General features: G+C 72.2%; 14 protein-coding genes. 8 read left to right on the top strand and 6 right to left on the bottom strand.

Annotation, left to right across the window (positions count from 1 at the left end):
* Positions 1–47 precede the first annotated feature (47 nt).
* The gene (locus tag ABH937_RS23695; protein ID WP_280692758.1) at positions 48–617 is read right to left on the bottom strand and encodes a GNAT family N-acetyltransferase; all 570 of its coding nucleotides are present in this window, start codon (positions 615–617) and stop codon (positions 48–50) included.
* Between the two features lie 95 nt (positions 618–712).
* On the opposite strand from ABH937_RS23695, the gene ABH937_RS23690 reads away from it, so the two are divergent.
* The 5 genes from ABH937_RS23690 (at position 713) to pntB (ending at position 7,748) form a co-directional block, all read left to right on the top strand.
* Positions 713–1,243 carry a hypothetical protein gene (locus ABH937_RS23690; RefSeq protein ID WP_280692761.1) on the top strand — a complete coding sequence of 177 codons (531 nt, stop codon included), beginning with the start codon at positions 713–715 and terminating at the stop codon, positions 1,241–1,243.
* A gap of 97 nt (positions 1,244–1,340) precedes the next feature.
* On the top strand, positions 1,341–2,900 hold the full coding sequence (locus tag ABH937_RS23685) for a hypothetical protein (protein WP_370219375.1): 1,560 nt from the start codon (positions 1,341–1,343) through the stop codon (positions 2,898–2,900).
* Positions 2,901–3,116: 216 nt separating this feature from the next.
* A complete protein-coding gene (gene paaK, locus ABH937_RS23680; protein ID WP_280692765.1) occupies positions 3,117–4,466 on the top strand; it encodes a phenylacetate--CoA ligase PaaK in 1,350 nt (449 codons plus the stop codon).
* Positions 4,467–4,706: 240 nt separating this feature from the next.
* Entirely contained in the window at positions 4,707–6,275 is a 1,569-nt protein-coding gene (locus ABH937_RS23675; RefSeq protein WP_280692767.1) for a Re/Si-specific NAD(P)(+) transhydrogenase subunit alpha, read from the top strand.
* Positions 6,276–6,281: 6 nt separating this feature from the next.
* The gene (gene pntB / locus ABH937_RS23670) at positions 6,282–7,748 is read left to right on the top strand and encodes a Re/Si-specific NAD(P)(+) transhydrogenase subunit beta (RefSeq protein ID WP_280692769.1); all 1,467 of its coding nucleotides are present in this window, start codon (positions 6,282–6,284) and stop codon (positions 7,746–7,748) included.
* Between the two features lie 105 nt (positions 7,749–7,853).
* Here pntB and ABH937_RS23665 read toward each other — a convergent pair whose 3' ends face one another.
* Both ABH937_RS23665 and ABH937_RS23660 read right to left on the bottom strand, forming a co-directional pair.
* The gene (locus ABH937_RS23665) at positions 7,854–8,537 is read right to left on the bottom strand and encodes a Type 1 glutamine amidotransferase-like domain-containing protein (RefSeq protein WP_370219402.1); all 684 of its coding nucleotides are present in this window, start codon (positions 8,535–8,537) and stop codon (positions 7,854–7,856) included.
* A gap of 90 nt (positions 8,538–8,627) precedes the next feature.
* On the bottom strand, positions 8,628–9,521 hold the full coding sequence (locus ABH937_RS23660) for a LysR family transcriptional regulator ArgP (RefSeq protein WP_280692771.1): 894 nt from the start codon (positions 9,519–9,521) through the stop codon (positions 8,628–8,630).
* A 65-nt stretch (positions 9,522–9,586) separates the two neighbouring features.
* Here ABH937_RS23660 and ABH937_RS23655 point away from each other — a divergent pair, with 65 nt between their 5' ends.
* On the top strand, positions 9,587–10,201 hold the full coding sequence (locus ABH937_RS23655; protein ID WP_370219374.1) for a LysE/ArgO family amino acid transporter: 615 nt from the start codon (positions 9,587–9,589) through the stop codon (positions 10,199–10,201).
* A gap of 38 nt (positions 10,202–10,239) precedes the next feature.
* Here ABH937_RS23655 and ABH937_RS23650 read toward each other — a convergent pair whose 3' ends face one another.
* On the bottom strand, positions 10,240–10,659 hold the full coding sequence (locus ABH937_RS23650) for a MarR family winged helix-turn-helix transcriptional regulator (RefSeq protein WP_370219373.1): 420 nt from the start codon (positions 10,657–10,659) through the stop codon (positions 10,240–10,242).
* Positions 10,660–10,761: 102 nt separating this feature from the next.
* On the opposite strand from ABH937_RS23650, the gene ABH937_RS23645 reads away from it, so the two are divergent.
* Together ABH937_RS23645 and ABH937_RS23640 are read left to right on the top strand one after the other, a co-directional pair.
* Positions 10,762–11,697, top strand: a complete 936-nt coding sequence (locus tag ABH937_RS23645; RefSeq protein WP_370219372.1) for an alpha/beta hydrolase — start codon at positions 10,762–10,764, stop codon at positions 11,695–11,697.
* Positions 11,694–12,488: an SDR family oxidoreductase gene (locus ABH937_RS23640; RefSeq protein ID WP_280692778.1), complete on the top strand. Its 795-nt coding sequence runs from the start codon at positions 11,694–11,696 to the stop codon at positions 12,486–12,488. Before ABH937_RS23645 ends, ABH937_RS23640 begins: the two co-directional genes overlap by 4 nt.
* On the opposite strand, the gene ABH937_RS23635 is transcribed toward ABH937_RS23640, so the two are convergent.
* Positions 12,473–13,117, bottom strand: coding sequence for a response regulator transcription factor (locus ABH937_RS23635; RefSeq protein ID WP_280692780.1), 645 nt, complete (start codon positions 13,115–13,117; stop codon positions 12,473–12,475). The genes ABH937_RS23640 and ABH937_RS23635 overlap by 16 nt on opposite strands.
* Complete coding sequence (locus ABH937_RS23630) at positions 13,105–14,400, bottom strand: sensor histidine kinase (protein ID WP_370219371.1); 1,296 nt, start codon at positions 14,398–14,400, stop codon at positions 13,105–13,107. Before ABH937_RS23630 ends, ABH937_RS23635 begins: the two co-directional genes overlap by 13 nt.
* Between the last annotated feature and the right edge of the window lie 74 nt (positions 14,401–14,474).

The following is a 14,474-nucleotide window of genomic DNA, read 5'->3' as shown; positions in this document are numbered from 1 at the left end:
GTAGCGTTCACGGAGAGTCAGAAGCCGATGTGAGGAGGGTCATACGATCACACCGAGAAGGCGGCTCGGCTTCTCGGGATGGCGAGCTCGATCTCGTGGAACGGGGTGTCGCCGGGGACCAGGACCGTGTGGCCGGTGCGGTCGAAGCCGACCTTGCGGTAGAGGGCCTCGGCCCGGGCGTTGTCCTCGTGGACGTGGAGGCGCACCCGTTCGATCCGGGGCTCGGCGAGCGACCAGGACCACTCCAGGGCGGCGCCGAACAACCGCTCGGCCAAGCCGACTCCGCGCGCGGCGGGTTGGACGAAGACGCCGACGACGTGGATCTGCGGTGCCTTCGCGGCCTGCCCGAAGACCGTGTCGTCGCCGGGCAGTTCGACGCGGGCCGTGACCGTGCCCAGCCACTCGCCGTCCGGGTCCTCGGCCACGAACTGCCGCAGCGACGTTCCCGCGCCGGAGGCCTCCGCGCGGCCCTGCCAGAAGTCGTCGGGTCTGGCCACGGCCTGCTCCAGCGTCTCCAGGAAGGCGAGGTGCGCGACCGGGTCCCGCAGGGCGGCCAGCCGTATCTCCTTGGCCTTGGGCCAATCCTGGTGCCGCACGGTCTTGATGGTGTAGGTCATCCCCGGATCCTCGCACCTGCCCGGATGGCGTTCGCAACAGGATTTTCCCATGTGGCACACTGTGCCGATCTTCGATGCCGGGAGCTGAGCCGACCGTGTCCGTGTTCACCAAGCGCCGCAAAGTCCGCCTCTCGAAGCACCGGATGGTCGACAGTCCCTTCGGGCCGATACGGATCAGCCATGACAGCTGGCCCTCCGTCATCGCACTCGTGCAGGGGGAGGGCATGCCGGCCGTCACGGTCCTGCCCGATCGTGACCACGGCGCCATGAGCGTCGACGGCCGGCGGGTGACCACGAGCCGCAGGACGGACCGACGCTGGGACCCGCGCCGAGCGGCCCGGACCCGCAACGCCCTGGTGGGCGGCCGCGGCTACGAGCTGAGGCCGACCGGGCTGTGCCGGGCCCGGCTCCTGCGGGACGGCACACCCATCGCCGAGGCACGCGGCACCCTGCTCTCGTACTCCCCCTTCCAGCAGATCCCCGGGATCGACGCCAGGCTGACCTGGTCGCACGGCGTCGACCCCACCGACGTCGCGATCGGCCAGGCCATGGTGGTCGCCTTCGGCGCCGGTGCCCCGGGCGCGCTGACCACACTCGCCTTCTGCTGGCTCGACTGGATCAACTGACGTACGGCGGAGCGCGGGGCCGACGGGGCGCCGCCACCGACAGGCCGACCCCGCGGCCCGCACCGGGCTCTGTGGACACGACGGTTACCATCCACGGATGAGCGGCACCGGCGAGCCAGGGCGGTCGACACCGTCCCCACCTGCACCTACGCCCGCACCGGCGGCGCGGCGGGCGCGCGCGGTGGCGCTCGTCCTGGTCGGGCTCGCCGCCCTGCTGGCCGTCGCCGTCCGCCTCCCGCTGCTGCACCTGCCGCTGGACCCGGACGAGGGCGGCTACGCCTACCTGGCGGCGAGGTGGGCGGGCGGCGCGCGCCTCTACTCACCCGCTGCCTGGGTCGACCGGCCGCAGGGGTTGATGCTGGTCTTCCGCCTGGTGACCGACCTGTCGTACTCGGCCACGGCGCTGCGGATCGGTGCGGTGACCGCCGCCGTCGTCCTGACGGCCGGCGCGGCGGGCGCGGCCTGGGCGGCGGCGGGGCGGCGAGCAGCGGTCGTCGCCGGGCTGCTGGTGGCGGTGGTCAGCGCCGGACCGTACGTCGAGGGCTACGAGTTCAACGGCGAGCTGATCGCCTCAGCGGTCGGCACGGCGGGCGTCGCGCTGGCCCTCTGGTGGCAGCGACGCGCGGCGGCGGCCCGCTGGCTGGTGCCGGCCGGCGTGCTCTGCGGCGTCGCGCCGTTGATGAAGCAGTCCGCGCTGGATTCGCTGGTCGTGCTGGCCGCCGTGGCCGCGACCGCCGGCGGGCGGCGGGCCCGGGCGCTGCTCGCGGCGGGCGCCGGCGCGGCGGTTCCGCTGGCGGCCGCGGTTGTCCACGGCGCCGTCACCGGCTGGTCCGCCTGGTACTTCGCGGTCGTCGGCTTCCAGACGGCGGTCGCCGCGACCAGCGGATCGGGGTCGCGGCTCGGCCCGGACTACCAGACCTTCCTGCACGTGGCTCCGGACCTGCTCGGCCTGGTCGTGGTCGGCCTGCTCGGCTGCGCGACGGTGCTGCGCGCACGGAACCGTCGCCTGCCGCTGCCGCTGCCGCTGCCGCTGCCGCTGCCGCTGCCGCTGCTGCTGTGGCTCGCCGCTGCCGTGCTGGCGGTACTCGGCGGGCCGTTCGCGCATCCCCACTACTGGGTCCAGGCGATCGCCCCCCTCGCGGTGCTCGCCGCCGTGGCGGCGACCCGGCTGCCGATGCGCCTGCGTCCGGGCGGCGGCCGCGCGCTGGTGTCCGCCGTGCTGGTGACGGCTGCCGTCGCGGGCCCGCTCGCGGTGCAGTTCGACCTGGCGACGAAGACGCCGCAGCAGCGGGTGGCGTCCGTCATCGACGACCGACGCCTGCTGGTGAACGGGCAGCTGGCAGGCTGGTTGCGGGCCCGCACCGCGCCCACCGACACGGTCTTCGCGTTCACCGCCTCCGCCGACCTCTACCTGCTCGCCGACCGCCCGACGGGTTTCCCCTACCTGTGGAACTCGGCGTTCCAGGCCATCCCGTCCGCCGAACCCCGGCTGGCCGACTGGCTCGACGGCGCCTCGGGACCGAGCTGGGTGGTCCTCTACGACCCGCCGAGTTCGCTGGACCCCTCGGGCCGCCTCCAGGGGATCCTGGATCACCGCTACCGCCCGGCCGCGGTCGTCGACGGCGTCCCGGTCCTGCGGCGGGATCAGATGGCCTAGGGCCTGTACGGCGGATCTTTGCGGGCCCGGAAAGATCCGCCGTACAGGCCCTAGCTGCGGCGCCGCGCGGATTTGAGCCTTGACGTGCCGTGGCGTTGCTGGGTTACTTGACCTTGCCGCACGATAACCGAATGTTCGGTCGGTGCGTGGAAGGCGAGCATCGTGGCCGCAGCGCCCGCCCCGCCCCGCCGCCGACGCGAGAGAGGCAGGGGCGCGATGAGCAGTGAACCGACGGCGCCGCCGTTCCCGCGAGCCCGCCTGGGGGAGCCCCTGCCCGCGGAACTGCTCGACGACGCCGAGCGGATGTCGCGCGCGGAGCTCCAGGAGCTCCAACTCGCCCGTCTCCAGGCGACCCTGCGGCACGCCTACGAGCACGTCGAGCTGTACCGCAGGAAGTTCGACGATGCCGGGGTCACCCCCGCCGACTGCCGCAGCCTGGCGGACCTGGCCAGGTTCCCCTTCACCACCAAGGCCGATCTGCGCGACACCTACCCCTTCGGCATGTTCGCCGTCCCGATGGACCGGGTCCGGCGGTTGCACGCCTCCAGCGGCACCACGGGACGTCCCGTGGTGGTCGGCTACACCGACGGTGACCTGTCGATGTGGGCCGACGTGGTCGCCCGCTCGATCCGCGCCGCCGGCGGCCGCCCCGGTCACAAGGTGCACATCAGTTACGGCTACGGGCTGTTCACCGGCGGCCTCGGTGCCCACTACGGTGCCGAGCGGGCCGGCTGCCTGGTGATCCCCGCGTCGGGTGGCATGACCGCACGTCAGGTGCAGCTCATCCAGGACTTCGAACCCGAGATCATCATGGTCACCCCCTCCTACCTGCTCACCCTGCTCGACGAGTTCGAGCGCCAGGGGGTCGACCCGCGCTCGACCTCGCTGCGGGTCGGCATCTTCGGCGCCGAGCCCTGGACCGAGGAGATGCGCCGGGAGATCGAGGAGCGGATGGACATCCACGCCGTGGACATCTACGGCCTGTCCGAGGTGATCGGTCCCGGTGTCGCCCAGGAGTGCGTGGAGACCAAGGACGGCCTGCACGTGTGGGAGGACCACTTCTACCCCGAGATCGTCGACCCGATCACGGACGAGGTGCTGGCCGACGGCGACCCCGGCGAACTGGTCCTCACCTCGCTCACCAAGGAAGCGCTGCCGATCATCCGCTACCGGACCCGCGACCTGACGCGACTGCTGCCGGGCACCGCCAGGCCCGCCTTCCGCCGGATCGAGAAGATCACCGGCCGCTGCGACGACATGATCATCCTGCGCGGGGTGAACCTCTTCCCCAGCCAGATCGAGGAGATCGTGCTGCGCACCCCCGGCGTCGCCCCGCACTTCCAGCTCCAGCTCACCCGGCGCGGCCGGATGGACCACCTGCTCGTCCAGGTCGAGGCGCGGTCCGCGGCCATCGGGTCCGAGCAGCGCGAGGCGGCGGCCCGCGCGATCGGCCAGGGCGTCAAGGACGGCATCGGGGTGAGTGTCGAGGTCGTGATCGTCGACCCCGAGACGCTGGAGCGCTCGGTCGGCAAGATCCGCCGGGTCAGGGACCTGCGGGAGCGGTGATCCGCTGACGGCCCGCCCGGCCGGGGACTTCCGGCGCGGCCCCAACAGACTGCCTTACCCACCGCGCGGGTCCGGGTTGAGGTGAAACATGTCACGGTCCCGACCCCTGCGCCTCGCCCGGCCGGGGCGTGTAGGTTCCAGCCCCCAAGGGGAGGACACTTTTCCCTGATCGCAGATCCCCCGTCATCAGCTCCTGATCCGCTCCTGAACCGCTCCTGCGACGAGAGAGAGCCACGAGAGATGTCCGCACACGGCTCCACGCACCACCCTCCTCAGCGCATCGGTGTGGTCGCCGAGTCCACCCCTGGGGAGACCCGTGTCGCGGCCACCCCGTCGACCGTGCGTGGGCTGCTCGCACTCGGCTACGAGGTGGTCGTCGAGTCCGGGGCCGGCTCGGCCTCCGGCTTCACCGACGAGGCCTATGCCGCGGCCGGCGCGAACCTCGGCGACGCCTGGTCGGCCGACACCGTCCTGAAGGTCAACGCCCCGTCAGCCGGGGAGATCGCCCGGCTGAGTGACGGCGCGACCGTGGTCGGCCTGCTCGCCCCGGCGCAGCGACCCGACCTGCTGGAGGCGCTGTCGTCGCGTCCGATCACGGCGCTGGCGCTGGACGCGGTGCCGCGGATCTCGCGGGCGCAGTCGATGGACGTGCTCAGCTCGATGGCGAACATCGCCGGGTACCGGGCGGTGATCGAGGCGGCGCACGTCTTCGGGCGCTTCTTCACCGGCCAGGTGACGGCCGCGGGCAAGGTCCCCCCGGCGAAGGTCCTGGTGGCCGGCGCCGGTGTGGCCGGGCTCGCCGCCATCGGCGCCGCCTCCAGCCTGGGCGCGATCGTCCGCGCGACCGACCCCCGGCCGGAAGTCGCCGACCAGGTACGGTCGTTGGGTGGCGAGTACCTCGCCGTCAACGTCGTCCAGGAGACGAGCAACGACGGTTACGCCAAGGCGACCTCCGCCGACTACGATCGCGCCGCCGCCGAGCTCTACCACGAGCAGGCCCAGGACGTGGACATCGTCGTCACCACCGCGCTGATCCCCGGCCGTCCGGCCCCGCGCCTGCTCACCGCCGAGGACGTGGCCGCGATGAAGCCCGGCAGCGTCATCGTCGACATGGCCGCCGCGGCGGGCGGCAACGTCGAGGGCACCGTGCCGGGCCGCACGGTGGTCACCGGCAACGGCGTCACCATCATCGGCTACACCGACCTCGCGTCCCGGCTGCCCGCCCAGGCCTCACAGCTGTTCGGCACCAATCTGGCCAACCTGCTGAAGCTGCTGACGCCACGTCAGGACGGGCGGCTGGTCATCGACTTCGACGACGTGGTCCAGCGGGCGGTGACCGTGGTCCGCGCGGGAGAGATCACCTGGCCGCCGCCACCCGTGGCCGTCTCGGCCGCGCCCGCCGCGCAGCCCGCGGGCGCGCCGGCCGCCGTGGAGCCGAAGAAGCCCCGGCTCACCCCGGCGGCCCGCTTCGGCCTGATCGGCGCCGCGATGCTGGCGATGTTCGTGCTCGTCGCCTTCGCTCCGGCCCAACTCGCCGAGAACTTCACGGTGTTCGCGCTCGCGGTGGTCATCGGCTACTACGTCATCGGCAAGGTCCACCATGCCCTGCACACCCCGCTGATGTCGGTGACCAACGCGATCTCCGGGATCGTGGTGATCGGCGCCCTGCTGCAGATCGGGCACGAGAGCGTGCTCGTCACGGTGCTGTCGTTCGTGGCGATCCTGCTGACGAGCGTGAACATCTTCGGCGGCTTCGCCGTCACCCGCCGCATGCTGAACATGTTCTCCACCGCCCCGGAAAGGCGCTGAGTTCCGATGACGTCCACGACAGCCGCTCATGCCGCGGATCTGGTCGCCGCCCTGCTGTTCATCCTCAGCCTGGCCGGGCTCTCCCAGCACCGCACCTCCCGCGCCGGCGTCGTCTACGGCATCGCCGGCATGGCCCTCGCCCTGGTCGCCACCGTGGTGGTGGCGGCGCAGAGCATCACGGCCGGCGCGGTCACCCTGATCGTCCTCGCGATGGCGCTGGGCGCAGCGATCGGCCTGTGGCGGGCGCGGCAGGTCGAGATGACGCAGATGCCCGAGCTCATCGCCGTCCTGCACAGCTTCGTCGGCCTCGCCGCGGTGCTGGTCGGCTGGGACAGCTACCTGGAGGTGGAGTCGCACGGCTCGGCGCAGACCCGGATCGCCGCCGACCTGCTGGGCATCCACCACGCCGAGGTGTTCATCGGCGTCTTCATCGGGGCGGTCACCTTCACCGGCTCCATCGTCGCCTTCCTCAAGCTGTCCGCCCGGATCGCCTCGCGCCCGCTGACGCTGCCCGGCAAGAACGCGCTCAACGCCGGTGCGCTCGCGGCGTTCGTGCTGCTGACGATCTGGTTCACCGTCAGCCCGAACCTCGCGCTGATGGTGGCGGTCACGGTGCTCGCGCTCGCGCTGGGCTGGCACCTGGTCGCCTCGATCGGCGGCGGTGACATGCCCGTCGTCGTCTCCATGCTCAACAGCTACTCCGGCTGGGCCGCGGCCGCCGCCGGGTTCCTGCTCGACAACAACCTGCTCATCGTCACGGGCGCGCTGGTCGGCTCCTCGGGTGCCTACCTCTCCTACATCATGTGCAAGGCGATGAACCGCTCCTTCCTCTCCGTCATCGCGGGGGGCTTCGGCATCGAAGCCCCCTCGGCCGGGAACGAGGAGCAGGGCGAGCACCGCGAGATCCGTGCCCTGGAGACGGCGGAACTGCTCGCCCAGGCCCGGTCGGTGGTCATCACCCCGGGCTACGGCATGGCGGTCGCACAGGCCCAGCACCCCGTCGCGGAGCTGACCCGCCGGCTGCGCGAGCGCGGCGTCGAGGTCCGCTTCGGTGTCCACCCCGTCGCCGGGCGCCTGCCCGGGCACATGAACGTCCTGCTGGCCGAGGCGAAGGTGCCCTACGACATCGTCCTGGAGATGGACGAGATCAACGACGACTTCGCCGACACCTCGGTCGTCCTCGTCATCGGTGCCAACGACACCGTCAATCCCGCCGCCACCGACGACCCGTCCAGCCCGATCGCCGGCATGCCGGTGCTGCGGGTGTGGGAGGCGGAGCAGGTCGTCGTCTTCAAGCGCTCGATGGCCTCCGGCTACGCGGGAGTCCAGAACCCGCTGTTCTTCCGCGAGAACACCGGCATGCTCTTCGGCGACGCGAAGCAGAGCGTCGAGGAGATCCTCCAGGCCCTCGGCACCGCGGACCCGCGCACCCCGGAGCCGACCGGGGCACGCCGGACGACGGTGGCCGGTTAGGAAGGTGGCGCAGGCCGCGAACGCCGCCTGCGCCACGCCGCCGTCGACGAGCAGTTCCGCGCCGGAGGGGAGCAGAGGCGCCGGCCGACAGCAGCGGGAGGGCTGTCAGGGCTGCACGAGCGGGTACTGGAACGACTTCCAGTGGCCCTCGGAGACCACTTCGACCACGCCGTCGGCCACCTTGATGGCGGTCTGCTCGTCAATCGCGTACGCCGGACCCGCGATCGCGGCCGCCCATCGTTCTGCATCGGCCATGGTGTTCTCCGGACAGGCCGGATGATCCAGGTGCGGGAAGATCGAAAAATCGACCAGGCCAAGCGTGCTGTCGCCGCCGGTGGGCGGCTGCCAGCCCACGAAGTCCTCCCCGATGCGGGGGGTCACCACCATGCTCCCGGCGCTGAGCCCCACGTAGACCGTGTCGGACAGTGACGGCAGGAGGTCGGCCAGCCCGGACTCCCGCATCCAGTGGGCCAGGTACAGCGCGTCACCGCCGTTGACCAGCAGGACGTCGGCCTCCCGGACCCAGGAGACCCAGCGTGCCTTCTCGATGCTGGGCAGCGCGGTGAGCTCCAACACGCCCACCGACTTCCACCCGAGCTCGGTCATGGGGCTGGGAGATCGTCCGCTGATGAACCGCCATGGCCCGCCCGGATCGGCGTCGGGGTGGCCGTACCCCGCGGTGGGGATGCAGAGGGCGCTGGACTCGGCGATCGGCTTACCCAGGAGGTCGACCAGCGCATCCTGGATGCTCGCGTTCTTGATACCGGAGTCGGTGAGGAGAAGCTTCATCATGTCCCTTCCGAAGAAACGTCGTTGACGTGGTCAGGGCTGGCACGAGCGGATACCTCATGATGCCAGTGGCGGCGCTGCGCGGCGCCCTCACAGCGCGTCGGCGGCCGCCGCTGCCACGGCGTCCGCGACCTCGGCCAGCGCCGGGGAGTCGAGCTTCCACTGTTGCCAGTACAGCGGGACGTCGATCGGCCGGTCGGGGGCGAGATCGCGCAGCCGTCCGCCGACCGCCCGGGCGGCGACGTGGATCTCGGGGAGCATGCCCCAGCCGAGGCCGGACACCACCGCGTCCAGATAGGACTCCGAGGCGGGGACGAAGTGGCGCAGCGCCCCTGGCGTGGCTCGGGGGTTGAGGCGGTGCAGGAAGCGGTCCTGCAGTTCGTCGCGGCGGTCGAAGACCACGACCGGTGCGGCGCCGAGCAGTTGTCGCAGCGGTGCGCCGCCGAGCCAGCGGTCGACGAAGTCCGGGCTCGCCATGGCGCGGTAGCGCATCCGTCCCAGCGCACGCACCGAACACCCCTGGACCGGCTGCGGGGAGGAGGTCACGGCCGCCATCACGGTGCCCTCGCGCAGCAGTCGGGTGGTGTGCTCCTCGTCCTCCCGGTGCACCTCGAGGCAGATCCGCCCCTCGCGACCGGCGTGCGCGAGCGCGGGCAGGAACCAGGTCGCCAGCGAGTCGGCGTTGACCGCGATCGACACCCGGGCCGGCTCGCCCGAGCCGGGCAGGCCCAGCTCGGCGCCGGCATCGCGCTCGAGGCGGGCGACCTGGCGGGCGAACCGCACGACGACCTCGCCGGAGTCGGTCAGCCGGATCGGCTTGGACCGCAGCAACAGGACCCGCCCGGTGCGCTCTTCGAGCGCCCTGATCCGCTGGCTGACGGCGGAGGGTGTCACATGCAGGGCCCGGGCCGCCGCTTCGAAGGTCCCCTCGTCGGCAGCGGCGAGCAGGGTGCGCACCTGCTCCAGGGGAAGGCCGGTCATCATGGGTGCTAAGGATACGTAAGAAACATTAGCTGGGCTCATCGCCGTGACTGACCTAGCCTCGCCCTATGCACGACGTACTCATCGCGGCAGCCGCAGGACTGGGCACCGGACTCTCCCTCATCGTGGCCATCGGTGCCCAGAACGCCTTCGTGCTGCGCCAGGGCATCCGGCGCCGGCACGTGCCGGTGATCGTCGCGATCTGCGCGGGCTCGGACGCGGTCCTGATCGCCCTCGGCGTCGCCGGCATCGGCAGCGTGGTGCACGCCTGGCCCGCCGCGATCACCGCGCTGGCCTGGATCGGCGGCGCCTTCCTGGTCGGCTACGGGCTGCTCGCCGCCCGCCGGGCGCTGCGCTCGGCCCGGCTGGACCCGACCGCCGACACCGCCCCCTCGCTGCGCGCCGCCGTCCTCACCTGCCTCGCGCTGACCTGGCTGAACCCCCACGTGTACCTGGACACCGTGCTGCTGCTCGGCTCGATCGCCGGCTCCTACGGCTCCCAGCGCTGGGCCTTCGGCGCCGGAGCCGCCGTCGCGAGCCTGTGCTGGTTCGGCGCACTCGGCTTCGGCGCACGGCTGCTGGAACGCTTCTTCGCCCGTCCCGCCTCGTGGCGCATCCTCGACGCGCTCATCGCCGCCATGATGACCACGCTCGGCGCGCTGATGGTCGTGAGCCATCCCTGACCCTGCCCGAGGCTCCAACTGCCCGGCGCGGGACGGCTTCAGCGGTCCCGGGCGAGCAGTGCGGTGAGGCTGTCGGCGAGCTGCGTGCGGGCGGCGGTCGGCAGCGGGGTCAGGCGGCGCTCCAGTTCCCGGTCGATGGTCGCGGCGGCGGTGTCGAGGAGCGCGTTGCCCTGCGCGGTCAGTTCCACGATGGAGGAGCGCCGGTTGGCGGGGTGAGGTCTGCGCTGGACGTGGCCGGCCTTCTCGATCCGGTCGACGGCCTGGCTGGCGCCGCCGCTGGTGATGGCGAGCTGGTCCGCGATGTCCTGGACGCGGCAGTCGGGGGTCTGGGCGATCACGCGCATCGGCAGGTACTGGGCGAGCGGCAGATCGTGGTCCGTCCGCAGGGCGGTGTCCGCCGCGTCCCACAACTGGATCTGCGCGCGCACCAGAAGGCGCAGGAAGTCCTCGTTGTTCATCGGTCCGCTCCTCGAAGCCTTGTCGCCATGGTTCATAGTGCTTAGTATCTTACTAGTAATGAACTCCGTGCTCCACCCGACACCTCTGCGAGGGCGACAGTCATGAGTACCACCCAGATGGAGAACGTCAAGGCACTGCTGCGAGGTTCTCCGCTCGACCTGGCCGGGGATCCGCTGGAGATGCGCCCGGTGTTCCGCGCCATGCTCACCGCCGCCCCGGTGCCCGCCGACGTGCGGACCGAGCCCGCCGTGCTCGGCGGGGTGCCCGCCCTGCGGGTGTGGGTCGACGGGGCGACCCCGACCCCGCCGACCGCCACCATCGTCCACTTCCACGGCGGTTGCTACGCCGTCGGAGAACCGGCGACCAGCCTCAATCTGGTCGCCGCCCTCGCCCGCCGCACCGGCGCCGAGGTGCTCTCCGTCGACTACCGGCTCGCTCCCGAGCACCGCTACCCGGCCGCCGTGGACGACGCCCTCGCCGCCTACCGCGCGCTGCTGGACGCCGGCGGCGATCCGGCGCGGATCGTGGTCGCGGGGGAGTCGGCCGGGGCCGGCCTGGCGATGGCGACCCTGCTGTCCGCGCGGAGTGCCGGTCTGCCGCAACCCGCCGCGGCGTTGCTGCTCTCCCCGTGGGTGGACCTGACCCAGTCCGGCCGCAGCCTGGAGACCAAGGCCGGGGTCGACCCGTCGATGAGCGCCACCGCGCTGCGCGTGCGGGCCGCGGACTACCTGGGCGGTGCCGACCCGCGCGCTGAGCAGGCCAGTCCCGCCTTCGCCGACCTGCGCGGCCTCGCGCCGCTGCTCGTCCAGGCCGGCAGCCACGAGGTCCTGCTCGACGATGCGGTGCGCCTGGCCGCGCGGGCCGCCGAGTGCGACGTCGACGTCACCCTCGACGTCGTGGCCGGGGCGCCGCACGTCTTCCAGGCTTTCGCCGCCGTCCTGGACGAGGCCGCCGCCGCGCTCGACCGCGCCGCGGCCTTCCTGCGCGACCGCCTGGACCCGGCTGCCACCGCCGCGCCGGAGCAGGTCGCGGCGTGAGGGCCCGGCCCACGGCCCTGGTCACCGGAGCCAGCAGCGGAATCGGCCTCGCCACGGCCCGGCTGCTCGCCGAGCAAGGCTACGACCTGATCCTGGTGGCCCGCCGCGAGGATCGGCTGACCGCCGAGGCCGAGCTCCTGCGCCACGCCGGGACCGGGGTCGAGATCCTGCCCGCCGACCTGGCCGACAGCCACGGTCTGCAAGCGGTGCTGGACCGCGCCCAGGCCGGCCCGGTGGACCTGCTGGTCTCCAATGCCGGCACCAGTGCCTACACGCCGCTGGCCGACCTCGCCCCGGCGGAGGTCGACCGGCTGTGGCGGCTCAACGCCACCGCGCACCTCGCCCTCACCCGGGCCGTGCTCCCGGCGATGCTGCGAGCGGGTTCGGGCGGCATCGTCACCGTCGCCTCGCTGCTGGCCTTCAGCGCCGGCCTCGACATGGGCTTCCCGCGCACGCTCTACGTGGCCGCGAAGTCCGCCGTCGTGGGCTTCACCCGCGCCCTCGCGGGCGAACTGCGAGGAACCGGGGTGGCGGCCACCGTCGTCTGTCCGGGCCTGGTCGACACGGACTGGTCCGGCGGGCGGAACCACGGCGACCCGCGCGCCATGCCCGCCCCCGATGTCGCCCAGGCCCTGTGGACGGCCCACCGGCAAGGCGAAGTGCTGTGCGTCCCGGGCATCGAGGACCCCGAGGTCCTCGAGCACTGGACAGCCGTGGAACCCACCCTGCTGCTCCAGGGCAACCACGCCGAACTCGCCCCCCGCTACCGGCGGGCTCAGCCCTCCAGGTAGGCGAGGACGGCCAGGATCCGGCGGTTGTCGTCCTCGGAGGGTTCGAGTCCGAGTTTGGCGAAGATGTTGTAGCTGTGCTTGCTCACCGTCTTCTCGGTGACGAACATCCGGCCGGCGATGGCGGCGTTGGAGCGGCCCTGGGCCATCAACGAGAGGACCTCGTGCTCACGCGGGGTCAGTGCCAGCAGGAGCGGGTCGGCCGAGCGGTGGGTGAGCAGGGCGGTGACCACGTCGGGATCCATGACCGTGCTGCCGGCGGCGACCTGCTTCACGTTCGCGATGAACCGGCCGACGTCCAGCACCCGGTCCTTCAGCAGATAGCCCACCGCCCCGGCGCGGTCCGACATCAACTCCCGGGCGTAGAGCTGCTCGACGTACTGCGACAGCACCACGACGGGCAGGCCGGGGAGCTGCTTGCGTGCGTCGATCGCGGCGCGCAGGCCCTCGTCGGTGAACGTCGGGGGCAGTCGCACGTCGACGATCGCGATGTCGGGCCGGTGGGTCGTCAGCGCCCGGATCAGCGAGGGGCCGTTGTCGACGGCTTCCACCACCTCGAAGCCGTTGACCTGGAAGATCCTGATCAAGCCCTCCCGGAGCAGGGCGAGGTCCTCGGCTATCACGATGCGCACGGCAACGACATCCTTATCTCGGTGGGTCCGCCGGGCGGGCTGTCGACGGTCAGGGTGCCGTCGAAGGCGGCCAGACGGCGGGCGATGCCGCGCAGGCCGGTGCCGGCGTCGACGGCGGCGCCCCCGTGGCCGTCGTCGGACACCCGCATGGTGAGGAGCCCCGCGGTGGTGCCGGGGTGGGGCTCGAACTCGACGGTGATCCGGATGTGCTGGGCCTGGGCGTGCTTGATGGCGTTCGACAGGCCCTCGGCGACGGCGAAGTAGGCCGCGGACTCGACCGGTGCGGGCAGCCGTCCGGGCAGGCGGGTCAGCACCGTGGTCGGTATCGGGTTGACCAAGGCCAGGGCTTTCAGAGCGCCGTCCAGGCCACGGTCGGCGAGCACCGGCGGGTGGATGCCGCGGACCAGGTCGCGCAGTTCGGCCAGCGCGCTGGTGGTCGACTCGCGGGCCTCCTCCAGGAGTTGCTGCGCGGCGTGCGGATCGTCGAGCATCAGTTGCTGGGCCAGGCCGAGGCTCATGCCCAGCGACACCAGTCGGGCCTGCGCGCCGTCGTGCAGGTCCCGTTCGATCCGGCGCAGTTCGCCGGCCTGGGTGTCGACGGTCTCGGCTCGCGAGGCGGCCAGTTGCGCGACGCGGGCCCGCAGTTGGGCCTGCGCGGTGGGCGCGAGCAGGGAGCGGATCACCCGGGCGTTGAGGTTCGCCAGCCGCTCGGCGGTGGCGTACCAGAGCAGCAGGAGCACCGGGCCGAGCGGGACCAGCGCGAACGACTGCTGGACGCTGTGCAGCCGGAAGCCGTTGCCCAGGGGAGTGCGGAACACCTGGGGCGGCGTCAGCTCGTAGAGGATCGGATAGATCAGGTAGAAGACGCCGCCGAGGAAGAGCGCGAACGACAGCGTGTAGGTGAACCACCCGGTGATCGAGTTGGCCAGCAGCCAGGCCCAGTCCCGCCAGCTCGCCGGGTCGCGCAGGATCGACCACAGCCGAACGAGCCAACTGCCCTGGGGCGTCGGCAGGTAGGGCCGGGGCACCGGTTCGCCGAGCCGGTCGGCGGCCCACTGGCGGTGCAGGTCGGCGAGCCAGCGGACCAGGACGGTGGAGAGCAGGGCCAGCGGGATGCCGACGCCGAGCGCGACAGCCGTCACCGAGGTGACCCAGAGCGTGAGGAGGCCGGCGCCCAGGATCGCACCGAGCAGCAGCACCAGCGACCAGCCCAGCAGGCTCACCCGCAGTGCGAGTCCGGAACGCAGGGCGGTGGGCGGGGGACGCTCGCTGGAGTGACTCATCACGCCCCATCATCGTGCATCGGTGCCATGTCGATTGACCGGCCGCGATCGCAGGCCGGGTCTCGATGATGACC

The organism is Kitasatospora sp. GAS1066B (genome assembly GCF_041262605.1).
Classification (GTDB): domain Bacteria; phylum Actinomycetota; class Actinomycetes; order Streptomycetales; family Streptomycetaceae; genus Kitasatospora.
Note: the sequence above shows the minus strand (reverse complement) of the source record. Positions and strands in the feature narration are given on the sequence as shown.

What these genes read in the sequence shown, in the direction of transcription:
- ABH937_RS23685 (WP_370219375.1), top strand. Translation starts at nt 1,341, where the DNA reads ATGAGCGGCACCGGCGAGCCAGGGCGGTCGACACCGTCCCCACCTGCA.
- ABH937_RS23655 (WP_370219374.1), top strand. Translation starts at nt 9,587, where the DNA reads ATGCACGACGTACTCATCGCGGCAGCCGCAGGACTGGGCACCGGACTC.
- ABH937_RS23695 (WP_280692758.1), bottom strand. Translation starts at nt 617, where the DNA reads ATGACCTACACCATCAAGACCGTGCGGCACCAGGATTGGCCCAAGGCC.
- ABH937_RS23645 (WP_370219372.1), top strand. Translation starts at nt 10,762, where the DNA reads ATGAGTACCACCCAGATGGAGAACGTCAAGGCACTGCTGCGAGGTTCT.
- ABH937_RS23650 (WP_370219373.1), bottom strand. Translation starts at nt 10,659, where the DNA reads ATGAACAACGAGGACTTCCTGCGCCTTCTGGTGCGCGCGCAGATCCAG.
- ABH937_RS23665 (WP_370219402.1), bottom strand. Translation starts at nt 8,537, where the DNA reads ATGAAGCTTCTCCTCACCGACTCCGGTATCAAGAACGCGAGCATCCAG.
- ABH937_RS23675 (WP_280692767.1), top strand. Translation starts at nt 4,707, where the DNA reads ATGTCCGCACACGGCTCCACGCACCACCCTCCTCAGCGCATCGGTGTG.
- ABH937_RS23630 (WP_370219371.1), bottom strand. Translation starts at nt 14,400, where the DNA reads ATGAGTCACTCCAGCGAGCGTCCCCCGCCCACCGCCCTGCGTTCCGGA.
- paaK (WP_280692765.1), top strand. Translation starts at nt 3,117, where the DNA reads ATGAGCAGTGAACCGACGGCGCCGCCGTTCCCGCGAGCCCGCCTGGGG.
- ABH937_RS23660 (WP_280692771.1), bottom strand. Translation starts at nt 9,521, where the DNA reads ATGATGACCGGCCTTCCCCTGGAGCAGGTGCGCACCCTGCTCGCCGCT.
- pntB (WP_280692769.1), top strand. Translation starts at nt 6,282, where the DNA reads ATGACGTCCACGACAGCCGCTCATGCCGCGGATCTGGTCGCCGCCCTG.